The organism is Shimazuella sp. NTD247, from assembly GCF_059510415.1.
This window is the reverse complement of the sequence record NZ_JCAJZU010000008.1, coordinates 56,081-78,379: the sequence shown is the minus strand read 5'-3', so window position 1 is coordinate 78,379 and position 22,299 is coordinate 56,081. Positions and strand designations below refer to the sequence as shown.

General features: G+C 42.7%; 32 protein-coding genes and 2 pseudogenes. 29 read left to right on the top strand and 5 right to left on the bottom strand.

Annotated features, from left to right (window positions below):
* Positions 1-2 precede the first annotated feature (2 nt).
* Positions 3-3,614 (top strand): DNA-directed RNA polymerase subunit beta', encoded by a 3,612-nt coding sequence (gene rpoC / locus AC5WOC_RS18365; protein ID WP_496056873.1) that lies wholly within the window; start codon positions 3-5, stop codon positions 3,612-3,614.
* A gap of 200 nt (positions 3,615-3,814) precedes the next feature.
* On the opposite strand, the gene AC5WOC_RS18360 is transcribed toward rpoC, so the two are convergent.
* Complete coding sequence (locus AC5WOC_RS18360; RefSeq protein WP_496056872.1) at positions 3,815-4,405, bottom strand: hypothetical protein; 591 nt, start codon at positions 4,403-4,405, stop codon at positions 3,815-3,817.
* A gap of 161 nt (positions 4,406-4,566) precedes the next feature.
* Here AC5WOC_RS18360 and AC5WOC_RS18355 point away from each other — a divergent pair, with 161 nt between their 5' ends.
* The 5 genes from AC5WOC_RS18355 (at position 4,567) to tuf (ending at position 9,344) form a co-directional block, all read left to right on the top strand.
* A complete protein-coding gene (locus tag AC5WOC_RS18355; protein ID WP_496056871.1) occupies positions 4,567-4,818 on the top strand; it encodes a ribosomal L7Ae/L30e/S12e/Gadd45 family protein in 252 nt (83 codons plus the stop codon).
* Positions 4,819-4,960: 142 nt separating this feature from the next.
* Entirely contained in the window at positions 4,961-5,377 is a 417-nt protein-coding gene (gene rpsL, locus AC5WOC_RS18350) for a 30S ribosomal protein S12 (protein WP_496056870.1), read from the top strand.
* Positions 5,378-5,425: 48 nt separating this feature from the next.
* Positions 5,426-5,896 (top strand): 30S ribosomal protein S7, encoded by a 471-nt coding sequence (gene rpsG / locus AC5WOC_RS18345; protein ID WP_496056869.1) that lies wholly within the window; start codon positions 5,426-5,428, stop codon positions 5,894-5,896.
* Positions 5,897-5,959: 63 nt separating this feature from the next.
* Complete coding sequence (fusA, locus tag AC5WOC_RS18340) at positions 5,960-8,035, top strand: elongation factor G (RefSeq protein ID WP_496056868.1); 2,076 nt, start codon at positions 5,960-5,962, stop codon at positions 8,033-8,035.
* 118 nt (positions 8,036-8,153) lie between these two features.
* A complete protein-coding gene (gene tuf / locus AC5WOC_RS18335; protein ID WP_496056867.1) occupies positions 8,154-9,344 on the top strand; it encodes an elongation factor Tu in 1,191 nt (396 codons plus the stop codon).
* A gap of 110 nt (positions 9,345-9,454) precedes the next feature.
* Here the strand turns inward: tuf and AC5WOC_RS18330 are convergent, their stop codons facing one another.
* A complete protein-coding gene (locus tag AC5WOC_RS18330) occupies positions 9,455-9,589 on the bottom strand; it encodes a hypothetical protein (RefSeq protein WP_496056866.1) in 135 nt (44 codons plus the stop codon).
* A gap of 248 nt (positions 9,590-9,837) precedes the next feature.
* Between AC5WOC_RS18330 and AC5WOC_RS18325 the strand changes: the two genes are divergently transcribed.
* Complete coding sequence (locus AC5WOC_RS18325) at positions 9,838-10,092, top strand: hypothetical protein (protein WP_496056865.1); 255 nt, start codon at positions 9,838-9,840, stop codon at positions 10,090-10,092.
* Between the two features lie 76 nt (positions 10,093-10,168).
* Here the strand turns inward: AC5WOC_RS18325 and AC5WOC_RS18320 are convergent, their stop codons facing one another.
* The 3 genes from AC5WOC_RS18320 to AC5WOC_RS18310 form a co-directional block, all read right to left on the bottom strand.
* Positions 10,169-10,408 (bottom strand): hypothetical protein, encoded by a 240-nt coding sequence (locus tag AC5WOC_RS18320; RefSeq protein WP_496056864.1) that lies wholly within the window; start codon positions 10,406-10,408, stop codon positions 10,169-10,171.
* A 471-nt stretch (positions 10,409-10,879) separates the two neighbouring features.
* Entirely contained in the window at positions 10,880-11,101 is a 222-nt protein-coding gene (locus AC5WOC_RS18315) for a hypothetical protein (RefSeq protein ID WP_496056863.1), read from the bottom strand.
* A 599-nt stretch (positions 11,102-11,700) separates the two neighbouring features.
* The gene (locus AC5WOC_RS18310) at positions 11,701-12,216 is read right to left on the bottom strand and encodes a GNAT family N-acetyltransferase (RefSeq protein ID WP_496056862.1); all 516 of its coding nucleotides are present in this window, start codon (positions 12,214-12,216) and stop codon (positions 11,701-11,703) included.
* Positions 12,217-12,861: 645 nt separating this feature from the next.
* On the opposite strand from AC5WOC_RS18310, the gene rpsJ reads away from it, so the two are divergent.
* From rpsJ to rplO, 22 genes and pseudogenes are all read left to right on the top strand, one after another.
* Positions 12,862-13,170, top strand: coding sequence for a 30S ribosomal protein S10 (gene rpsJ / locus AC5WOC_RS18305; RefSeq protein ID WP_028777698.1), 309 nt, complete (start codon positions 12,862-12,864; stop codon positions 13,168-13,170).
* A gap of 34 nt (positions 13,171-13,204) precedes the next feature.
* The gene (gene rplC, locus AC5WOC_RS18300; RefSeq protein ID WP_496056861.1) at positions 13,205-13,834 is read left to right on the top strand and encodes a 50S ribosomal protein L3; all 630 of its coding nucleotides are present in this window, start codon (positions 13,205-13,207) and stop codon (positions 13,832-13,834) included.
* Positions 13,835-13,855: 21 nt separating this feature from the next.
* Positions 13,856-14,482, top strand: coding sequence for a 50S ribosomal protein L4 (gene rplD, locus AC5WOC_RS18295; protein WP_496056860.1), 627 nt, complete (start codon positions 13,856-13,858; stop codon positions 14,480-14,482).
* Positions 14,479-14,766 carry a 50S ribosomal protein L23 gene (gene rplW, locus AC5WOC_RS18290; protein WP_496056859.1) on the top strand — a complete coding sequence of 96 codons (288 nt, stop codon included), beginning with the start codon at positions 14,479-14,481 and terminating at the stop codon, positions 14,764-14,766. The genes rplD and rplW overlap by 4 nt, the downstream gene beginning before the upstream one ends.
* A gap of 30 nt (positions 14,767-14,796) precedes the next feature.
* A complete protein-coding gene (gene rplB / locus AC5WOC_RS18285; protein WP_496056858.1) occupies positions 14,797-15,645 on the top strand; it encodes a 50S ribosomal protein L2 in 849 nt (282 codons plus the stop codon).
* Between the two features lie 80 nt (positions 15,646-15,725).
* Positions 15,726-16,007 carry a 30S ribosomal protein S19 gene (gene rpsS / locus AC5WOC_RS18280; RefSeq protein ID WP_028777703.1) on the top strand — a complete coding sequence of 94 codons (282 nt, stop codon included), beginning with the start codon at positions 15,726-15,728 and terminating at the stop codon, positions 16,005-16,007.
* Positions 16,008-16,037: 30 nt separating this feature from the next.
* Positions 16,038-16,217 (top strand): annotated as a pseudogene (locus tag AC5WOC_RS18275) (hypothetical protein); the annotation flags it as partial.
* 18 nt (positions 16,218-16,235) lie between these two features.
* A pseudogene (gene rplV / locus AC5WOC_RS18270) lies at positions 16,236-16,556 on the top strand (50S ribosomal protein L22); the annotation flags it as partial.
* Positions 16,557-16,580: 24 nt separating this feature from the next.
* A complete protein-coding gene (rpsC, locus tag AC5WOC_RS18265) occupies positions 16,581-17,243 on the top strand; it encodes a 30S ribosomal protein S3 (protein ID WP_496056857.1) in 663 nt (220 codons plus the stop codon).
* Positions 17,244-17,246: 3 nt separating this feature from the next.
* A complete protein-coding gene (gene rplP / locus AC5WOC_RS18260) occupies positions 17,247-17,672 on the top strand; it encodes a 50S ribosomal protein L16 (protein ID WP_496056856.1) in 426 nt (141 codons plus the stop codon).
* Entirely contained in the window at positions 17,669-17,881 is a 213-nt protein-coding gene (rpmC, locus tag AC5WOC_RS18255; RefSeq protein ID WP_240876416.1) for a 50S ribosomal protein L29, read from the top strand. Before rplP ends, rpmC begins: the two co-directional genes overlap by 4 nt.
* Positions 17,878-18,147, top strand: a complete 270-nt coding sequence (rpsQ, locus tag AC5WOC_RS18250; RefSeq protein ID WP_240876417.1) for a 30S ribosomal protein S17 — start codon at positions 17,878-17,880, stop codon at positions 18,145-18,147. The genes rpmC and rpsQ overlap by 4 nt, the downstream gene beginning before the upstream one ends.
* A gap of 30 nt (positions 18,148-18,177) precedes the next feature.
* Positions 18,178-18,546, top strand: coding sequence for a 50S ribosomal protein L14 (gene rplN / locus AC5WOC_RS18245; protein ID WP_496056855.1), 369 nt, complete (start codon positions 18,178-18,180; stop codon positions 18,544-18,546).
* A 34-nt stretch (positions 18,547-18,580) separates the two neighbouring features.
* Positions 18,581-18,961 (top strand): 50S ribosomal protein L24, encoded by a 381-nt coding sequence (gene rplX / locus AC5WOC_RS18240; RefSeq protein ID WP_496056854.1) that lies wholly within the window; start codon positions 18,581-18,583, stop codon positions 18,959-18,961.
* 24 nt (positions 18,962-18,985) lie between these two features.
* Positions 18,986-19,528 carry a 50S ribosomal protein L5 gene (rplE, locus tag AC5WOC_RS18235; RefSeq protein WP_496056853.1) on the top strand — a complete coding sequence of 181 codons (543 nt, stop codon included), beginning with the start codon at positions 18,986-18,988 and terminating at the stop codon, positions 19,526-19,528.
* A gap of 21 nt (positions 19,529-19,549) precedes the next feature.
* Positions 19,550-19,735: a type Z 30S ribosomal protein S14 gene (locus AC5WOC_RS18230; RefSeq protein WP_028777712.1), complete on the top strand. Its 186-nt coding sequence runs from the start codon at positions 19,550-19,552 to the stop codon at positions 19,733-19,735.
* Between the two features lie 24 nt (positions 19,736-19,759).
* Positions 19,760-20,158, top strand: a complete 399-nt coding sequence (gene rpsH / locus AC5WOC_RS18225) for a 30S ribosomal protein S8 (RefSeq protein WP_496056852.1) — start codon at positions 19,760-19,762, stop codon at positions 20,156-20,158.
* 19 nt (positions 20,159-20,177) lie between these two features.
* Positions 20,178-20,714: a 50S ribosomal protein L6 gene (gene rplF / locus AC5WOC_RS18220; protein ID WP_496056851.1), complete on the top strand. Its 537-nt coding sequence runs from the start codon at positions 20,178-20,180 to the stop codon at positions 20,712-20,714.
* A 30-nt stretch (positions 20,715-20,744) separates the two neighbouring features.
* Positions 20,745-21,107: a 50S ribosomal protein L18 gene (gene rplR, locus AC5WOC_RS18215; protein WP_496056993.1), complete on the top strand. Its 363-nt coding sequence runs from the start codon at positions 20,745-20,747 to the stop codon at positions 21,105-21,107.
* Positions 21,107-21,622, top strand: a complete 516-nt coding sequence (gene rpsE, locus AC5WOC_RS18210; protein ID WP_496056850.1) for a 30S ribosomal protein S5 — start codon at positions 21,107-21,109, stop codon at positions 21,620-21,622. The genes rplR and rpsE overlap by 1 nt, the downstream gene beginning before the upstream one ends.
* Positions 21,623-21,634: 12 nt before the next feature.
* Complete coding sequence (rpmD, locus tag AC5WOC_RS18205) at positions 21,635-21,823, top strand: 50S ribosomal protein L30 (RefSeq protein ID WP_496056849.1); 189 nt, start codon at positions 21,635-21,637, stop codon at positions 21,821-21,823.
* Positions 21,824-21,857: 34 nt separating this feature from the next.
* Positions 21,858-22,298, top strand: a complete 441-nt coding sequence (gene rplO / locus AC5WOC_RS18200) for a 50S ribosomal protein L15 (RefSeq protein WP_496056848.1) — start codon at positions 21,858-21,860, stop codon at positions 22,296-22,298.
* Position 22,299 lies beyond the last annotated feature (1 nt).

Genomic DNA, 22,299 nt, shown 5'->3' with positions numbered 1-22,299 from the left:
CGATGCTCGATGTGAATAACTTCGAATATATGAAAATAGGTTTAGCCTCTCCTGAAAAGATCCGTTCTTGGTCTCGTGGGGAAGTAAAAAAACCAGAAACAATTAACTACAGAACCTTAAAACCGGAAAAAGAAGGATTGTTCTGTGAGAAAATTTTTGGTCCGCAAAAAGACTGGGAATGTCATTGCGGAAAGTACAAACGTGTCCGCTACAAAGGTGTTGTTTGTGATCGGTGCGGTGTAGAAGTTACACGTGCGAAAGTGCGTAGAGAACGCATGGGACATATCGAACTGGCTGCCCCTGTTTCGCACATTTGGTATTTTAAAGGAATTCCAAGCCGCATGGGTTTGGTTTTGGATATGTCTCCACGTTCACTAGAAGAAGTAATCTATTTTGCTTCTTATGTTGTAGTAGAAGCTGGAGCTACTCCACTTGAAAAGAAACAACTGTTATCGGAAAAAGAATTTCGTAGTTATCGAGAGAAATATGGAAATGGTTTTGTTGCAATGATGGGAGCAGAGGCAATTAAGCGCCTCTTAGCTTCTATTGACCTCGACAAAGAAGTAGATCAACTGAAAGAAGAGTTGGTGACTGCTCAAGGTCAGCGTCGCAACCGTGCTGTGAAACGATTGGAAGTATTGGAAGCTTTTCGTTCTTCAGGGAATAGTCCAGATTGGATGATCATGGATGTTCTTCCGGTTATTCCTCCTGAAATTCGTCCAATGGTTCAATTGGATGGTGGTCGTTTTGCTACTTCTGACTTAAACGATTTGTATCGTCGAGTGATAAACCGTAATAACCGTCTAAAAAGACTTTTGGATTTGGGTGCTCCTGATATCATCGTTCAGAACGAAAAACGTATGCTTCAAGAGGCAGTCGATGCACTCATCGATAATGGCCGCCGCGGTCGCCCTGTAACAGGACCTGGAAACAGACCATTGAAGTCTTTATCTCACATGCTAAAAGGAAAACAAGGACGATTCCGCCAAAATCTTTTGGGAAAACGGGTTGACTACTCCGGTCGTTCGGTTATTGTTGTAGGCCCGAATTTAAAAATGTATCAGTGCGGTCTTCCAAAAGAGATGGCATTGGAATTATTCAAACCATTTGTGATGAAAGAGCTCGTTGCAAAAGGATTGGCTCATAACATTAAGAGTGCAAAACGAAAAGTAGAGCGAATTCATCCAGAAGTATGGGATGTATTAGAAGAAGTAATTAAAGAGCATCCTGTACTCTTAAACCGTGCACCTACGCTGCACCGTCTTGGTATTCAGGCTTTTGAACCGATCCTGGTGGAAGGCAGAGCAATTCGCCTACATCCACTTGTTTGTACTGCTTATAATGCAGACTTTGACGGAGACCAAATGGCGGTTCACGTCCCATTGTCTGCCGAAGCACAAGCAGAAGCAAGATTGTTAATGTTAGCAGCACAAAACATTTTGAACCCAAAAGATGGAAAACCTGTTGTTACTCCTTCTCAAGATATGGTATTAGGTTGCTATTATCTCACGATCCAAAAAACGGCAGAAAAAGGAGAAGGCAGTGTATTTTACTCTACAGCAGAGGCGATCAGTGCATATCATCATGGCTATGTTACTTTGCATACACGGATTGCTATTCCGGTAAAATCGCTGAATAAAACTACCTTTACAGAACAACAGCAGTCATCTTTGCTTGTAACGACACCTGGTAAGTTGATATTTAATGAGATCTTGCCAGAGAACTTCCCATACATCAATGAACCTGGTAAAAAGAACTTTACTGCTACTCCTGAGAAATACTTCATTTATGACAAAGGAGCAAATATTCCTGAGTTTATCAAAACATTGGATGAACCAGGTGCACTTACGAAAAAAGATTTAGGTGCGATTATTGCAGAATGTTTCCGTCGTTTTGGGACGATGATGACTTCCGTTATCTTAGACCGTGTGAAAGCACTTGGATATTCTTATTCCACCAAAGCTGGTATCACCATGTCTGTATCAGACGTTATGGTTCCAGAAGCGAAAAAAGATATATTGGCAGAAGCGGAAGAACAAGTAAAAACAGTGATGAAGCAATATCGTCGGGGATTGATCACCGATGATGAGCGATATGAGCGAGTTATATCCATTTGGAGTAAAACGAAAGATCGCATCACAGAAGTATTGATGGGGAATATGGGTAGATACAACCCGATTTATATGATGGCATTTTCTGGGGCGCGGGGTAACGTTTCTCAGATTACTCAGTTAGCTGGTATGAGGGGTCTGATGGCTAACCCTGCAGGTAAAATTATTGAGCAGCCGATTCGTACCAACTTCCGTGAAGGTTTGACCGTATTGGAGTACTTTATTTCTACCCACGGTGCACGGAAAGGTTTGGCGGATACTGCTCTGCGTACTGCTGACTCTGGTTATCTAACCCGACGACTGGTTGACGTTGCGCAAGATGTTATCGTTCGTGAAGATGATTGTGGAACAGACAAAGGACTATTGGTGAAAAGAATTCATGATGGCAATGAGATCATCGAAGATTTGTACGATCGCATTGTTGGTCGTGTTAGTTACCAAACGGTTCGCCATCCAGATACAGATCATATTATCATCCAACCCAATGAGTTGATTGATGAAGAGACCGCAACGGAAATCATGGAAGCAGGCATTGAGACAGTAGTTATTCGATCTGTGCTTTCTTGCCGTACCAAACATGGCGTTTGTAAAAAATGTTATGGACGTAACTTAGCACTCGGTACTCCTGTTGAAATCGGAGAAGCTGTCGGTATTATCGCTGCTCAATCCATCGGAGAACCTGGAACTCAGTTGACCATGCGTACTTTCCATACTGGAGGGGTTGCTGGAGATGATATTACCCAAGGTCTACCTCGTATCCAAGAGCTCTTTGAGGCGCGTAATCCAAAAGGGCAAGCGATCGTAGCGGAAATCGATGGTAAAGTAGTCGAAATTCGTGAAGTAAAAGATCGCCGGGAAGTGGAGATCGAAGGTGAAGTGGAGAGCAAAACGCATACCATTCCTTACGGATCACGTTTAAAAGTGGTGGAAGGAGACGAGGTTTCGTCAGGAGATGTTCTCACAGAAGGTTCCATTGATCCAAAAGAATTGCTTCGAATCAAAGGTGTCCAAGGTGTTCAAGCTTACATTTTACAAGAAGTACAAAAAGTTTACCGCCTGCAAGGGGTAGAAATTAACGATAAACACGTAGAAGTGATGATCAGACAAATGATGCGTAAAGTACGTATTACTGATGCTGGTACTACGGATCTACTACCTGGTTCAGTAACAGACATCCATGATTATGAAGCTTCCAACTTAAAAACGTTGTTAGCTGGTGGGGAACCAGCAGTAGCAAGACCAGTACTTCTAGGTATCACCAAAGCTTCACTAGAAACAGAATCTTTCTTATCTGCTGCGTCTTTCCAAGAAACGACTCGGGTTTTAACCGATGCCGCAATCAAAGGAAAAGTAGACAGACTGCTAGGTTTGAAAGAAAATGTTATCATTGGGAAGCTCGTGCCAGCAGGTACTGGTATGAATCGCTACCGTACACTAGATGTACAGCTTGCGAATGAAGTTGCAGAAGAAGTGGATGAGAAAGAAACAGTTTTGATAGATTGATACTGGCAGGGGCGTAAAAGCCTCTGTCTTTTTTTTTATGTGTGGAGAAGGGAAAGTGGGGAAAGAGGAGTGATGATAATATTATCGTGAAATGCACGACACCCTCTGGTGACTAGACTCCATCTCTTGTTAGAGAATCCAGTACCAGAGGGTATCACTCCTACGTTAATATTGCTAACATAGGAGATACAGTCGTACAGTTACTGCGTCTTCTTCTCGACCCAGCGTTCGAAGTTCATGCGGGCATACGTGCCATGGAGGTCGCGCCGTAGCTCCTCGTCGGGCTGGTCCATCATGTTCACGAGCTGATACGAGATGACAAACGTTTTGAACTTCCTGTGGGGCAAGTTGCCGATCGTCGAGTAGGAGGCACGCATGGCCTTCCCCGTGAGGGGATCGGTGCCATACGTGAAGATCTCCTGTGCCTCTGAAGGGGGCTCCGGAAAGGAGTCCCCCGCCTGAAGCTCGACGTATAGGATGTGCTTGTCCTGCCGCCCCATGTCGGAGTAGAAGGCATCGAACGCACGCTTATTGATCAGATCGGCGACCTTGTGCTTGAACCATCGGGATTGCGAAGCGATGATCGGAAGCCGTGCGATCTCCGTTTCGGCGGCGATACCAACACCCCTCGGGAGCTCGAAGTTCTTCCACTTCCCGGACTTGATGACCTCGTCGAGCTGCTCCTTGGTGAGGATCACGAATTCACCACTCTTGAAGTCGAATTCCCTCGAATTGTTCCGGTATTCGATCGGAAGGGTGAGCCCGAACAGTTCGATGGTGCGAGCGGACATTGTAGTTCCCTTCGGAATGTACGATTGATATATAAATTGTACCATAAACCGTGCCAGGATATAAATTGAGTAGTTGTCTAAATATCTTCTTGACATTTGTATGTCATGATGGTAATATTTCTCCTGTGCTTGTATGAGTATCACTTTGGAGGGGCTTACTCATGTCTTATGAAAAAGTGAAACAAGCAAAGCAGCTAGTGATTGGTACCAAACAATCGAAAAAAGCGATTGATCGACAACAGGCTTTACTTGTTGTAATGGCGCAAGACGCTGATCTATCAGTCACTCATCCTATACAAGTAGCTTGTGAAGAGAAAAATGTAGCATATACATATGTTTCTTCCATGATAGAACTTGGCAAGGCAAGTGGCATCCAAGTCGGAACAGCAGTTGTGGCCATTTTGAAAGATTAGAAGCTGACTATCAGAACCTTTATCGTATTGATGTCGACTATATGCGATATTTTGTTTTTATAGTTACTCTATTTTTTTCGCTAAATATGATCCACCTGGATCTGTTGTTTTAAATGACTATACATCAAGGGGGTGCAAATGAATGCCAACAATCAATCAGTTAGTCCGTAAAGGTCGTAAAAGCAAGATTGTAAAATCCAAATCTCCTGCATTGCAAGTGAGCTTTAATAGTTTTCGCAAGGAGAGCACACCGCAAAGTTCACCTCAAAAACGTGGAGTTTGTACTCGTGTAGGTACAATGACACCAAAAAAACCTAACTCTGCATTGCGTAAATATGCGCGTGTTCGCTTGAGTAATGGGATTGAGGTTACTGCTTACATCCCTGGAATCGGCCACAACTTACAAGAACACTCCGTTGTTTTGGTTCGTGGTGGAAGAGTAAAAGACCTACCTGGGGTACGTTATCATATCGTTCGTGGAGCACTTGATACCGCTGGTGTACAAAATCGTGGACAAGGTCGTTCCAAATATGGTACAAAACGTGCGAAAAAGAAATAATCCTTTAAGATAATTTACCACATCTATAGAGAAAAGGAGGGGAATCCAATGCCACGTAAAGGTCCTGTAGAACGTCGTGATGCATTACCAGATCCAATTTACAATAGTAAACTTGTAACCCGTCTTATCAATCGTCTCATGTACGATGGAGAGAAAGGGAAGGCACAACGCATCTTGTATGATGCATTTACGCTGATCAAAGATCGTTCTGGAAACGATCCAATGGAAGTTTTTGAACAAGCTTTGAAAAACGTAATGCCTGTATTGGAAGTAAAAGCACGTCGTGTTGGTGGTGCAAACTATCAAGTACCGATCGAAGTAAAACCTGAGCGTCGTACAAGTCTTGGTCTTCGCTGGTTAGTTTCTTATGCACGTCTTCGCAGTGAGAAGACAATGCAGGAACGTCTAGCGAATGAGATTTTAGATGCTGCAAATAACAACGGTTCTGCTGTGAAGAAGAAAGAAGATACACACCGTATGGCAGAAGCGAACCGTGCGTTCGCGCATTATCGTTGGTAATCCCTGCTCCAAGTTTCCCTTGGACAGTACACTATTTTAGGCATATGAAGGGAGAAGTTTTTCATGGCACGTGAATTCTCCTTAAAAAATACACGAAATATCGGCATCATGGCTCACATTGATGCAGGTAAAACAACAACAACGGAACGTGTATTGTTTTATACAGGCCGTGTTCACAAGATTGGTGAAGTGCACGAAGGTGCAGCAACCATGGACTGGATGAAACAAGAACAAGAACGTGGGATTACGATTACTTCCGCTGCTACTACAGCACAGTGGAAAGGGCATCGAATCAACATTATTGACACTCCAGGACACGTTGATTTTACCGTAGAAGTTGAGCGTTCCCTTCGTGTATTGGATGGAGCAGTTGGGGTTTTCGATGCAAAAGGCGGAGTAGAACCTCAATCAGAAACAGTTTGGCGCCAAGCGGATCGTTATAATGTACCGCGTATCGCTTATATCAACAAAATGGATATTATCGGTGCTGATTTTCTAGGTTCTGTGCAGCAGATGAAAGACCGTCTATCTGCGAATGCAGTTCCGATTCAGCTACCAATTGGTTCAGAAGATACCTTCCAAGGTATGATTGATTTGATTACGATGAAAGCAATCATTTATACGGATGATTTGGGCACTACTTCTGAAGCTAGAGAAATTCCTGAAGAGTACAAAGAGCTAGCAGAAGAGTATCGTACTAATCTACTCGATGCTGTCGCTGAGCTTGATGACGATTTGATGGAAAAATATCTAGAAGGTGAAGAAGTAACAGAGGAAGAGATCCATGCTGCACTTCGTAAAGGCACTTGTGAAGTACAAATCACACCAGTTCTCTGTGGTTCTTCTTATAAAAACAAAGGAGTACAACCGCTCCTTGATGCAGTAGTTGCTTACTTGCCATCTCCACTTGATGTTCCAGCTATTCAAGGGGAACTTCCAGATGGTACAGAAGCTGTACGTCATTCCAGTGACGAAGAGCCTTTCTCTGCATTGGCATTTAAAATCGCAACAGATCCATTTGTTGGGAAGTTGACTTTCTTCCGTGTATACTCTGGTTCTCTTGATTCCGGTTCCTATGTACAAAACACAACAAAAGGGAAACGGGAACGTATTGGCCGTATCTTGCAGATGCACGCGAATACCCGTGAAGAGATCGGAACGGTATATGCAGGAGATATTGCTGCAGCAGTTGGACTAAAAGTTACGACTACTGGGGATACCTTGTCTGATGAGAAGAATGAGATCATTCTTGAATCGATGACTTTCCCAGAACCTGTTATCGAGGTTGCGATTGAACCAAAAACAAAAGCAGACCAAGATAAAATGGGTGTAGCTCTTGCAAAATTAGCTGAAGAAGATCCTACTTTCCGTACACATACCGACGAAGACACTGGTCAAACGATCATTGCTGGTATGGGTGAACTTCACCTAGAGATCATCGTAGACCGTTTGAAAGAGGAATTCCGTGTTGAAGCAAATGTGGGTGCACCACAAGTAGCATTCAAAGAGACATTCCGTTCATCTGCAAGAGTCGAAGGTAAGTTTATTCGTCAGTCTGGTGGTAAAGGGCAATTTGGTCACGTTTGGGTCGAATACGAACCATTACCTGAAGGCACTGGATTCGAATTCGTTAACAAAATTGTTGGTGGGGTTGTTCCAAAAGAATATATCCCAGCAGTACAAAAAGGTATTGAAGAATCCATGCTAAATGGCGTTCTCGCCGGCTACCAATTGGTAGACGTTCGTGCAACACTTGTCGATGGTTCATACCACGATGTGGACTCTTCCGAAATGGCATTTAAAATTGCTGGTTCCATGTCACTAAAAGCTGCAAAAAGCAAATGTAACCCTGTAATTTTAGAGCCAATCATGAGAGTGGAAGTAACCGTACCAGAAGAATACATGGGTGACGTGATGGGTGATGCTAGCTCCCGTCGTGGCCGTGTAGAAGGTATGGAAGCTCGCGGTGGGGCACAAGTTGTTCGTGCAATGGTTCCCCTAGCCGAAATGTTTGGGTACGCAACTAACCTACGTTCTCGTACCCAAGGCCGTGGAGTATTCTCCATGCAGTTCGACCACTTTGAAGAAGTTCCTAAGAGTGTAGCTGAAGAAATTATCAAAAAAGCTTCTGCTAATTAAGTAAACAAACTGGTTTTCACTCTAAAAGAATCTAGTAGAGTATTTCTCTATTAGCTTCCTATACAAATAAAAATTTCAATTAAAAAAATTACTCTTCTATTTTAAGGAGGATTCCAAAATGGCTAAAGCCAAGTTTGAACGTACAAAACCACACGTAAACGTTGGTACAATCGGTCACGTTGACCATGGTAAAACTACTCTTACCGCTGCAATCACTACTGTTTTGGCACAAAAAGGTGGCGCTACTGCTACTGCTTATGACCAAATTGACAAAGCTCCAGAAGAAAAAGAACGTGGTATCACTATCTCTACTGCACACGTAGAGTACGAAACAGACAACCGTCACTATGCACACGTTGACTGCCCAGGACACGCTGACTATGTGAAAAACATGATCACCGGTGCTGCGCAAATGGACGGAGCTATCTTGGTAGTATCTGCTGCTGATGGTCCTATGCCACAAACCCGTGAACACATCTTGCTTTCTCGCCAAGTAGGTGTATCTCACATCGTTGTTTTCTTGAACAAAGTTGATATGGTTGATGATGAAGAGCTATTGGAATTAGTTGAAATGGAAGTTCGTGAACTTCTTGATGAATACGAATTCCCTGGCGACGATATCCCAGTAATCGCTGGTTCTGCTTTGAAAGCTCTTGAAAATCCAGCTGGTGGAGAATGGGCTGACAAAATTTTGGAATTGATGGCAGCTGTTGATGCTTATGTTCCAGAACCAGTTCGTGACACTGACAAACCTTTCTTGATGCCAGTTGAGGATGTATTCACCATTACTGGTCGTGGTACTGTTGCTACAGGTCGTGTAGAGAGCGGTGCTGTAAAAGTTGGGGAAGAAGTAGAGGTTATTGGTATCACTGATACTCGTAAAACAGTTGTAACTGGTGTAGAAATGTTCCGTCGTCTTCTTGATTCCGCTCAAGCTGGTGACAACATCGGTGCCCTTCTTCGTGGGGTTGAGCGTAAAGATATCCAACGTGGACAAGTACTTGCAAAACCAGGTAGTGTGAAACCACATACCAAATTTAAAGCACAAGTTTATGTTCTTTCCAAAGAAGAAGGTGGACGTCATACTCCTTTCTTCTCCAGCTACCGTCCACAGTTCTATTTCCGTACAACGGACGTAACTGGTGTTATCCAACTTCCAGAAGGTACCGAAATGTGTATGCCTGGTGATAACGTAGAGATGGAAGTAGAATTGATTGCTCCTATCGCTATTGAAGACGGAACTCGTTTCACCATCCGTGAAGGTGGACGTACTGTTGGCGCTGGTGCTGTTACAGTAATCGAAAAATAATTTTTTTGATTAGGAAAAGCTGTTTTCCCTTCTGGGAGAACAGCTTTTTTGTATGTTTATTGTGGATGCAGGACCAGAAAAACTGTCCTGCATATTAAGTGAAGATAAAATTACTTCTTCACAACAATCGCAGAATACTTACTGCTTGGATGGATGGAGCGGTTAGCCTCTACCCTTGGCTTCTCGTTGTTCAGTTCTGTAATCTGCAGTTCTCCGCCTATGACTGTGATGGTACTTCCCTTCATGGACCAATGTTTAGATCCAACAGAAGCTGCCTTAAGTGCTTGATAGTTGCACACTTGAATGTGACTGTGCAGTTCGGTGCCGAATATGATGCTGCTTTATTATTTTAATTCAATCAAGATTAGTTTAAATTAAAAAAGCTGTTTTCTCACGAGTGGAGAACAGCTTCTTATGTGCCAGATAGCAACCGCTATCTGGCACTATTAGGAACTATTTATCAAGAGACAATGATATTTTATCAGTAGTCACCATGCAAGAGCTCAAGGATGGTGATCGTAACTGGAAATTTTGTCCCATTCGAAACACTATAGGTTGTGCCGTTTTTTACGGCATCACGTTTTCAATGCGCAAAAGTAGGCGCGGAGTACACTGGAATGGTTCTACGATCAGCACTTACTGTATACTCACCATTTTCTACTTGTACCAAACAATGTTCCGTTATTTCTTTCTTATCGCCCTTGCAACGGATGTTGAAATGACTTTCCAGTTGGAAAGACCAACGTAAGTTTAGTAAGATTAGAGAGCTGCATATTTTCATAAAATTGATGTGCCAAATAGCATGGCTACTTGGCACATTAGGGTTACTTGCTACTGATAGTGACGGGTGAACACGGATCATTGGAAGAAAAAGTAATGAAATCCGTGTTCCAAAGAAAATGTCTCGCTGAGAAGATAGTAATATGTTTTTTATCTTGACTAATCGTATATTCTCCATCAGTCATTTTCACGACATGGCAGTTGATTTCTTTGTCAGGTTCATTGTTGAAAACAACAACCATTTTCCCTTCCATATCCAAATTGCCACGTGTAATCTTACTCATTTTCTCTCCTAATGCATCGAGTATGTTTGATTTCCTCAAGTGCATTTCTATTATATCATTGTGAGCGAGGAAATCCTCGGTTTAAACCGTGGGTTTTCTCGCTCACAATGTTATAAGAAAAAACTATTTTCCAAAGAGAGAACAATCTTCTAGCTCTCATGCTATAGTTGTTGAAGAAAAAATTGCTTCTTCACAACAATTGACAAAACGATTTTGAATCTACAAGTGAAGAAACAAATGAAGTATTTTAGTCAATGAGCGTTGGATTGTTCTAAATGGCACGATTCGTTTTTATTAGAAGATACTTGTTTCACTGATCGTGGTGGATGGACAAGCATTATCAGAAAAAAATAATAGATTCTGTGTTCCTCATTCACATATTTTGAGAAGGAATCAGAATGGATTCAATAACAACTCCAAACATAAAAAAGAGGCATGAAAATATCCATACCTCATTTGCTGTTATCTATTTTATTCTGTTATAACCCGCACATAAGCAGGTTGTTCATCGGAAGGATAAAGTTTGAAATCTGATTTGACACAGTGTACATAAAGACGTCCAGTCGTCGCTTTGAATACGTTATCAGACTGTTCTTCAAAAACACCACCATGATCAAGAAGGACATACAATGCTTCTGTTTCTTGATCTTTGTAGGTAACTATGCATTCGTTTAATCTTTTTTCCGCTGGCATAGGAGCTCCTTTGTGATACTTTATTTTGCTAAAGTTAGAATATACTTTTCAAGTAAATTCGTCAAATAAATCAGATATCGTTTAGAAACAGAGATTTCTAGAAATCTGGAGTTCTATGGAAATAACACCTGTAGAAGGTACATAGAAAGCATAAAATGCTACTTTTGCTTTTTTGTTACGGAGTTGCTGTCAAACCAATAAAATCGGTTTGTCCGGATTTATGGATACACTGGCAGAAGAACTGGTAATTTGAGGGGCATAACGAATATCCTGATTGTGCATCAGAAATCATTCCATCAGGGCTAGAGAAAACAAAGGAAGTCGCAGCAGTTTTCTAAGGTTGAGAAAGGAAAACTAAGCCATTTGGTAGGAACTAGAACAATGATATGTAAAATCACTGTTCCTTTTTATAGGGGAATGAAAATTAGATAGAACTTAAAATCGCTTCTGTTACTAGATTGCCTATACTAGAATAAATCAACTACAAGATTTTGTTTGAAAACCAGCGACCGACCTGTCATGATGCATAGAGCACATGAAGGTCGGCCGTCTCAGCCATCAGGTCATTGCGTCAAGCAATAGCTAATGGCTGAGGTCCGTCAGCGCAGCTTCCGGTAGACGCTGTAGTCGACACCCTTCCACTCGTCCACACGGTCAAAATGGAAGCCGAGCTTTCCTGCGAGCCCGAGGCTTTCGTCGTTATCGCCTTCGATCCATGCCTCGACGATAGCTTGCGGGTACGCCTGCTGGACCTCCGCGAGGAACGCAGAGGCCGCTCGGAAGGCGTAACCCTTGCCTCGTTCGGACGGCAGGATGTGGTAGGTGACCTCGATCACACCGTCCGACTCCCAGTCGTCCGCGATGAGAGTCATGAAGCCGACAGCTTCGCCGTCCACACGGGTGGCGTACACGTCCTCCTCTTCGAGGAGGACTGGGAGGATCGGGTCGAGGGAGGTTTCGATGTTCTCCCCCAAGACGTCGCGGAACCTGTGGAGTCCGTTGCGGTCGCTGGTCAGGGCAGCTTCGAACTTAGCGTCTACCTGGGAAAGGCGTTCGACAGTGATGCCGGCCCCGACCTCGATGGTGCCGATGACGAGAGAGAAGTTGAGAGCCACAGTAGTCTCGATTCACTTGATGACGGATAGTAGTTTAAACATATTATATTTTTGGATCTGAAGCAATTATCTACCAATAGAAAAATTTATCAAAGTGGATAATTTTGTAGGAATTTATAGTTGTGTTTAGGTGTTTACCTGTAGTGGAAGGTTGTTTTCGTACTCATTTGATGAGTCTAGCTATTTGTTCATCTTTTTGTAACAGATAGATGCGATTCAAACGTGAAGCCAGCTCTTTATTTGTATACAATGCATGTAGTTGTTTATAACAGGCATGGCAAAGTTTCGCTGTTTCTAGAAAGGCGCTGCCCTGCTTTTTTGGAGTTAGATGAGGAACTGATACGAGTATGTTATTACACCCGCATCCAGTTATCTCTATTCTAAATCCTCTTGGGGATAACAATAAATAAGTATACTTTTATTGAATAAGGTAAGGAGATTTCTACTAGTAGATTCTATCCATTCACATAAAACCTTATTTTTACTCTTGCATCCCAATTCTTTTTTCTATATAATATCGGGTGTTGTACTTGTGAACAGCGATGATGCGGAAGGTTGCCGACACACCCGGCCCCTTTGCCATGGTCGGGCGGAAAATTTTCGCGGAGAAGTTCATTTATCAAAATGAGCGAAGGAGGGTTACAGATGGCAAAACAAAAAATTCGCATTCGACTGAAGGCGTATGACCACCGTGTTTTGGATCAATCGGCAGTGAAGATTGTCGACACTGCAAAACGTACGGGAGCAAGTGTATCGGGACCGATTCCACTACCTACGGAAAAAGCAGTTTACACCATTTTGCGGGCGGTTCATAAATATAAAGATTCTCGCGAGCAGTTTGAGATGCGCACTCACAAACGTTTGATTGATATTGTTAATCCAACTCAACAAACAGTTGATGCGCTAATGAGACTCGACCTGCCATCCGGCGTCGACATTGAAATCAAATTATAATTTTTCCATTTTCAAGTGGCAGGAGGTGTAACTAGTGAAAGGAATTCTAGGAAAAAAAGTTGGGATGACCCAATTGTTTCGTGAAGATGGCACAGCAGTGACAGTTACTGTAGTAGAAGCTGGTCCTTGTGTTGTTCTTCAAAAGAAAGATGAAACTACCGACGGATACGAAGCGATCCAACTAGGGTTTAAAGAGAAAAAGGAACACCGTTCAAACAAACCTGAACTTGGACACGCAAAAAAAGCAAATGCGAAAGCACAAAGCTTTGTAAAAGAAATCCGCGGGATGAATCCAGAAGAATACGAACTAGGTAGCGTTGTCAAGGCTGATCTTTTCAACGAAGGGGAACTTGTTGATGTAACAGGTACTTCCAAAGGGAAAGGTTTTGCAGGGGCGATCAAACGTCATAACCAAAGTCGTGGACCGATGAGTCACGGTTCTCACTATCATCGTGGACCAGGTTCCATGGGTGCTATTGCTCCAAACCGTGTATTCAAAGGACAAACCTTACCAGGTCGTATGGGTGGAGAACGCATTACTACTCAAAACCTACAAGTAGTAAGTGTGGATTCTGAGAAAAACTTACTTCTTATCAAAGGAAATGTACCTGGACCTCGGAACAGCTACTTAGTAATTCGTTCCGCAGCAAAAGGCGCTCAATAATCAAAGAAAGGAGGATCAATCATGCCAAAGTTGACAGTTGTTGATGTAACTGGTGCAGGGGTTGGTGAAGTTGAATTAGCTGATACAGTATTTGGAATTACCCCAAATAAAGCTGTGCTTCACGATGCAGTAGTGATGCAGCAAGCATCTTTACGCAGTGGTACTCACGATGTGAAAAATCGTTCCGAGGTTCGTGGTGGCGGAAAGAAACCATGGAAACAAAAAGGAACTGGCCGCGCTCGTGCTGGTAGCTCTCGTTCCCCTCTTTGGGTTGGTGGTGGTACTGTATTTGGACCAACACCACGCAGTTATGCTTATAAATTGCCTAAGAAAGTACGTCGCTTAGCAATTAAATCTGCTCTTTCTTCAAAAGTGGAAGATAAGAATCTTGTTGTATTGGATGCTTTAAACTTATCTGCTCCAAAGACGAAAGAAATGGTACAAGTATTAAAAAATCTAGGGGCAGAGAGAAAAGCACTTGTTGTAGTAAACGGCTTGGAAGACCAAGCAGTTCGTGCTACTCGTAATATCCCTGGTGTAAAACTTATCGCTGCAGATGGAGTAAATGTTCTGGATGTACTTGCACATGACAAATTGATCATTACTCGTGACGCAGTAAACCGCGTAGAGGAGGTGTTTGGCCAATGAAGGATCCACGTGACATAATCCGTCGTCCCATCGTAACAGAAGCATCAACTTCTTTGATGGAAGAAGGAAAATACGTATTTGAAGTAGATATTCGTGCGAACAAATTTCAAATTCGTCAAGCGTTAGAAGCCATTTTTGATGTGAAAGTGGATCGTGTAAACACCATGCGTGTACCAGGAAAAACCAAGCGCTATGGTCGTTACTCCGGTCGAACACCAGAATGGAAAAAAGCAATTGTAAAACTAAAAGAAGATAGCAAGCAAATTGAAATCTTCGATAACTAAAAGTCGTTGAAAAAAGGAGGGAAATAACAGATGGGTATTAAAAAGTATAAACCAACTACACCTTCACGTCGTCACATGACTGGTTCTACTTTTGAAGAAATCACTACCTCAACACCAGAAAAATCACTTACTACTTCTTTAGTGAGAAAAGCTGGTCGTAATAACCAAGGTCGTCTCACCATGCGCCACCAAGGTGGAGGTCATAAACGTAAATATCGTATTATCGACTTTAAACGCAACAAAGATGGTGTCCCAGGAAAAGTGGCAACGATTGAGTATGATCCAAACCGTTCTGCTAATATTGCACTTATTCATTATGCTGATGGTGAAAAACGTTATGTATTGGCACCAAAAGGTTTAAAAGTTGGAATGGAGATTGTTTCTGGCCCTGATTCTGATATCAAAGTTGGAAACGCATTGCCACTTCGCAATATCCCAGTTGGTACAGAAATTCACAATATTGAATTGAAACCAGGTCGTGGTGGACAATTGGTACGTGCTGCTGGTACTTCTGCTCAGTTGTTGGGTAAAGGTGCTCACAAAGGTGAAGAAGGAAAATACGTTATCATTCGTCTAGCTTCCGGTGAAACTCGTATGATCCTAGCTGATTGCCGTGCTACCATCGGTCAAGTTGGTAACTTAGATCATGAGTTGATTACAGTAGGTAAAGCAGGTCGTAGTCGTTGGAAAGGTATCCGCCCAACCGTTCGTGGTTCTGTTATGAACCCAAATGACCACCCACATGGTGGTGGGGAAGGCCGTGCTCCAATTGGACGTAAATCACCAGTTACACCTTGGGGTAAACCAACGCTTGGCTACAAAACACGTAAGAAAAATAAAGCTTCGGACAAATTTATCGTTCGTCGTCGTAAAAAATAACCTCTCCCCTTTATCCCGCGAAAGGGATCTTTCGTGGGAGCGATGTGTTGGATGATTCTGAATGAGAGGAGGCGTATCGCATGGGTCGTAGCCTGAAAAAAGGGCCTTTTGCAGATGCTCATCTACTGAAAAAAGTAGAGGTTTTGAACGAAAAAAACGAAAAGAAGATCGTAAAAACTTGGTCTCGTCGTTCTACCATCTTCCCTGATTTTGTTGGTCATACATTTGCAGTCCACGATGGACGGAAACATGTGCCAGTGTATGTAAGCGAAGATATGGTTGGTCATAAACTCGGTGAATTTGTTCCTACTCGTACCTACAAAGGGCATGCTGGGGACGATAAGAAAACTCGCAAGCGCTAATCATTCTTTTAGAAAGAAAGGAGGGTAAACATGAACGTCGTACGCCAACGCAAGATTAGAAAACTGATCAAGAAGCATGACATCGCAAGCGTTGCAGAGCTAACCGAACATCTTCAAGATGAAGGAGTGAAAGCAACAGAAGAAGCAGTAGCAAAAGATGTTGCTGAGCTTGGTTTGATCATCGCTTCAGCAAAAGGTGGTGCAACTAAATTCGTTTTCCCACCATTTGCAGTTGCTAAAAACATAAGAATTGCCCCACGTAAAGTTCGTTTGGTAATTGATTTGATTCGTGGTAAGTCCATTGATGAAGCAGCAGCTATTTTGAAATTCACCCCGCGTGCTGCATCACCAGTGATTGAGAAAGTCCTCAGTTCTGCTGTTGCTAATGCAGAGCATAACTTTAACTTAAATCAAGGCAATTTGGTTGTAAAAGAAGCGTATGTGGATGAAGGGCCAACGTTGAAACGTTTTATCCCTCGTGCACAAGGACGCGCTAGTCGTATTAACAAACGTACTAGTCACATCACAGTGATTGTATCCGAAAAATAATTTTTCAATAAGGAGGGAAGAACTTTGGGTCAAAAAGTTAGCCCAGTGGGACTAAGAGTCGGTATTATTCGTGACTGGGAATCCAAATGGTTTGGTGGCAAAGAATACGCTACACTACTTCACGAAGACATTCGCGTTCGCGATCATATTAAGAAACAACTGAAAGACTCATCTGTTTCTAAAGTAGAGATTGAACGTGCAGCAAACCGTCTAAACGTATCTATCTATACCGCGAAACCTGGTATGGTAATTGGGAAAGGCGGTACAGAAGTTGAAAAACTTCGTAACCAACTAACCAAAATGACTGGCAAAAAAGTTCATATCAATATTAATGAAATTAAAAACCCTGAATTGGATGCTTATCTCGTAGCGGAAAACATTGCAAACCAATTGGAACGTCGTGTTTCTTTCCGTCGTGCGATGAAACAAGCAATCGGACGTACATTACGTTCTGGAGCAAAAGGGGTTCGTACGTTAGTAAGTGGTCGTCTTGGTGGTGCTGATATTGCTCGTAGTGAGGGATACAGCGAAGGTACCGTTCCACTTCATACTTTGCGTGCTGATATCGACTATGGTTTTGCAGAAGCACATACAACTTATGGTCGAATTGGTGTAAAAGTATGGATCTACCGTGGTGAAGTACTGCCAACCAAAGGGAAAAAAGGAGCAGTTGAAGGAGGCGAGTAACGCATGCTAATGCCGAAAAAGGTAAAGTTTCGTCGTCCTCACCGTGGTAAGATGCGCGGAAAGGCAAAAGGCGGAACAGAAGTTGCTTTTGGCGAATACGGTCTAAAAGCACTTGAACCATCTTGGATTACCAACCGTCAAATTGAAGCAGCGCGTATTGCGATGACTCGTTATATCAAACGTGGTGGGAAAGTATGGATCAAAATTTTCCCTGACAAACCAATTACTCAAAAACCTTTAGAGGTACGTATGGGTAGCGGTAAAGGTTCCCCAGAAAAATGGGTAGCTGTGGTAAAACCAGGTAAAATCATGTTTGAATTAGCGGGAGTTCCTGAGGAAGTAGCACGTGAAGCAATGCGTCTAGCAGCTCACAAACTACCAATCAAAACAAAATTTGTGAAACGTGAAGAAGTAGGTGGTAACGAATGAAGGCAGCAGAGCTAATCGAGTTGACCACCACTGAAATCGAGCAAAAATTGACGCAGTACAAAGAAGAATTGTTTAACCTACGTTTTCAATCTGCAACCGGGCAATTGGAAAACCCAAATCGTTTGGGTCAAGTTCGTAAAGATATTGCTCGTTGTAAAACGGTCCTTCGCCAGCGTGAACTGGACAGCGAAAGGAGGAATCAGGGTTGAGCGAACAGCGTACAACACGTCGAAAAGTGCGTGTCGGTAAAGTGGTCAGCGACAAAATGGATAAAACAGTAGTAGTTGCAGTTGAGACTTATAAAAAGGATCGTCTGTACGGAAAACGCGTAAAACATACCAAAAAGTTTAAAGCCCATGATGAGAACAACCAAGCAAAAACAGGTGACATCGTAAGAATCATGGAGACCCGTCCATTATCGAAAGATAAAAATTGGCGTCTCGTTGAAATTGTTGAAGAGGCTGTCATCATCTAAGGAGTTCTCTTAAGGAAGGAGGAATAACCGATGATTCAACAACAGACACGTCTTCGTGTTGCTGATAATTCCGGTGCAAAAGAAATTATGTGCATTCGTGTATTAGGCGGATCGAAGAAGTCTACTGCTGGTATCGGTGATATCATCGTTGCTTCGGTGAAACAAGCTACACCCGGAGGCGTTGTTAAGAAAGGCGATGTTGTGAGGTGCGTAGTAGTACGTACTACAAGACCAAATCGTCGTCCAGATGGCTCCTATATCCGTTTCGATGAAAATGCAGCAGTCGTGATTAAGGATGACAAAAGCCCACGTGGAACTCGTATTTTTGGACCAGTTGCTCGTGAGTTACGTGATCGCGACTTTATGAAGATTATCTCCTTGGCACCAGAAGTGCTCTAAGGACAGATCGTGAGAGATAAGGAGGTGCGCATGAGTGAAAAGCGAAAAACGCCCCAATAAACTTCACATCAAAACTGGTGATACGGTTATCGTGATGCGTGGGAAAGAAGCTCCATACTTCCAGGATGGCAAAAAGATGTACACAAAAGGTCGTGTCATCAAAATGCTTCCAAAAGAAGGACGAGCGCTTGTAGAGGGAGTTAATATGGTGAAAAAACATTCCCGCCCAACACAAGCAAACCCTCAAGGTGGTATCGTCGAGAAGGAATCACCAATTGATGTTTCTAACTTGATGATTGAAGATCCAAAAACGAAACAACCAACCCGTATTGGTTACAAGTTTATCGAAGGAAAAGATGGTAAACAGAAAAAAGTACGGTTTGCGAAAAAGTCAGGCGAAATCCTGGATAAATAGTACAGAGGAAGGGAGGCACATTCCTTGGCTGCTCGATTGAAAGAGACATATACAAATGAGATTGTTCCAGCTTTGATGAGCAAGTTTGAATATAAATCAGTAATGCAAGTTCCAAAAGTAGAAAAAATCGTGATCAACATGGGCGTTGGTGAAGCGGTTCAAAACTCGAAAGTGTTGGACAATGCAGTAGAAGATTTGACTGCAATTTCTGGTCAAAAACCAGTTATTACACGTGCGAAAAAGTCTATTGCTGGTTTTAAACTGCGTGAAGGTATGCCAATCGGTGTTAAAGTAACTTTACGTGGTGAACGTATGTATGATTTCTTAGACAAATTAATAAACATCTCACTACCACGTGTACGTGATTTTCGCGGTATTTCCCCGAAATCTTTTGATGGACGTGGGAACTACACACTTGGTGTAAAAGAACAATTAATTTTTCCAGAAATCTCTTATGACAAAATCGATAAAGTGCGTGGAATGGATGTAGTTATTGTAACTACTGCAAATTCTGATGAAGAAGCTCATGCACTTTTAGGTGAAATGGGAATGCCATTTCGTAAATAATGAGGCAAAGGAGGGAATCCGTTGGCCAGAAAATCGATGATCGTTAAATCACAACGAAAACCGAAGTTTGAAGTGCAAGGATATACTCGTTGCGAGCGTTGTGGACGTCCTCACTCCGTCTTACGCAAATTTCGACTATGTCGTATCTGTTTCCGTGAATTGGCCTACAAAGGGCAGATTCCCGGCGTAAAAAAAGCAAGCTGGTAATGCTTCTGAAAGGAGGGCTCACACATGGTGATGACAGATCCCATTGCGGATATGCTGACTAGAATTCGTAACGCAAACATGGTTCGCCATGAAAGTGTAGAATTACCTGCTTCTCGTGTGAAACGAGAAATTGCAGAAATTCTAAAAAAAGAAGGATTTATTCGTGATGCTGAATATATCGAGGATAGCAAACAAGGTATCCTGCGTATTTTCTTAAAGTATGGTGCGAATAACGAAAAAGTAATCACTGGTTTAAAAAGAATCAGTAAACCTGGTCTTCGTGTATATGCAAAATCTACTGAAGTACCTCGCGTACTACGTGGACTTGGAATCGCGATTCTATCGACCAACAAAGGAATTGTAACGGATAAAGAAGCACGTCAACAACGCGTTGGTGGAGAAGTGCTAGCATACATCTGGTAATGATGGAGGTGAACCAAACATGTCTCGTATCGGGAAAAAACCGATTACCGTACCTGCTGGTGTGGAATTGAATTTAGAAGGCAATCAGTTGACGGTAAAAGGACCCAAAGGTACATTGACTCGCAACCTACACGCTGATATGAAAATCAATATCTCTGAAAACGAGCTATTGATCGAGCGTCCAAGCGATCATCGTACACACCGGGCACTGCACGGAACAACTCGTAGCATCGTCTCCAATATGGTAGAAGGTGTTTCCACAGGGTTTACGAAAACACTTGAACTCGTAGGTGTTGGATATCGTGCATCCAAAAAAGGCTCCAATGTTGTCTTGAACGTAGGTTATTCTCACCCAGTTGAGATTACTCCAATCGAGGGTATTGAATTGGATGTTCCTACTCAAACACAAGTAGTGGTAAAAGGTATCGACAAAGAAAAAGTTGGTGCTATGGCAGCAAATATTCGTTCTGTTCGTGAACCTGAACCATATAAAGGAAAAGGTATTAAATATTCTACAGAACGAATTCGTCGTAAAGAAGGTAAAACTGGTAAGTAGAACTATAATTAGAAGGGAGTGAACCAGACCGTGATTCAAAAAGAAGATCGCAATAAAAAGCGGAAAAAGCGTCACCTTCGGGTTCGGAAAAAACTTTTTGGCACGGCTCTTCGTCCTCGCCTTAATGTATTCCGTTCATCTAAGAACATCTATGCACAATTAATTGATGACGAAGCAGGCGTAACCCTTGTTTCCGCTTCAACGATGGATAAAGAGTACCAAGGTGCAGGTGGTGGAACCGTTGATGCAGCAAAAAGTATCGGCGAGTTAATTGCCAAACGTGCTGTCGACAAAGGTTACAAAGAAGTTGTCTTTGATCGTGGAGGATACCTCTATCATGGTCGCGTACAAGCCTTAGCGGATGGGGCAAGGGAAGGAGGTCTTGACTTCTAATGAAACAGAACAAAGGGAATAAAAGAGATAACGCACAGTCCGAGTTCACTGAGAAACTCGTTAATATCAACCGAGTTGCAAAAGTTGTAAAAGGTGGACGTCGTTTTAGCTTCAGTGCACTTGTGGTTGTTGGTGATGGTAAAGGTCGCGTCGGAGCAGGTATTGGAAAAGCGGCTGAAGTACCAGAAGCGATTAAAAAAGGTGTAGAAGCAGCGAAGAAAAATCTAATTACTGTTCCTCTAACTGGAAATACGATTCCACATGATATCGTAGGACGTTTTGGAGCAGGAAAAGTTCTTTTGAAACCAGCTAGCAAAGGTACTGGTGTTATCGCTGGGGGTCCAGTACGTGATGTTTTAACTGTTGCAGGTGTTGGTGACATCTTGACAAAATCTACTGGATCTAACAATCCAATTAATATGGTTCGTGCAACTTTAGAAGGACTTTCCAGCTTGAAACAAGCTGAGCAAGTAGCAAAACTACGCGGTAAAACAGTGGAAGAGCTACTCGGATAGGGAGGGATAAACGTGGCAAACAAATTAGCGATTACCCTCAGACGGAGTATGATTGGTCAGTCCGAACGAGTTCGGGTTACCCTTCGTACGTTAGGTCTTACCAAACGTGAACAAACTGTGGTCAAGCCTGATAATGCTTCGATTCGAGGTATGGTAAATCAAGTTGTTCATCTTGTTGATGTTAAAGAAGTAACGGAATAAAGAATGTGACTTATTACAAGAGGAGGTGCAAAACATGAAATTGAATGAGCTGCAACCAGCACCTGGCTCTCGCAAAGAGTCAAGACGTGTAGGTCGTGGAACTGGATCTGGTTCTGGTAAAACCTCTGGTCGTGGACATAAAGGGCAGAATGCGCGTTCTGGCGGCGGAGTTCGTCCAGGTTTTGAAGGTGGTCAGAATCCTATCTACCGTCGTTTGCCAAAACGTGGATTTACTAGTCCAAATCGCAAAGAATATGCGATTATCAATCTAGACACGTTGAGCCGTTTTGAAGAAGGTACCATTGTTACTCCTGAATTATTGTCTGAACTAGGAATCGTCAAAGATATGAAGTCTGGAGTGAAAATTCTAGGAAATGGTGAGCTGAGTGTAAAGCTTACAGTAAAAGCTCATAAATTCTCTGAAACTGCAACTGAGAAAATCAGAGCCGCTGGCGGGGCAACGGAGGTAATCTAAC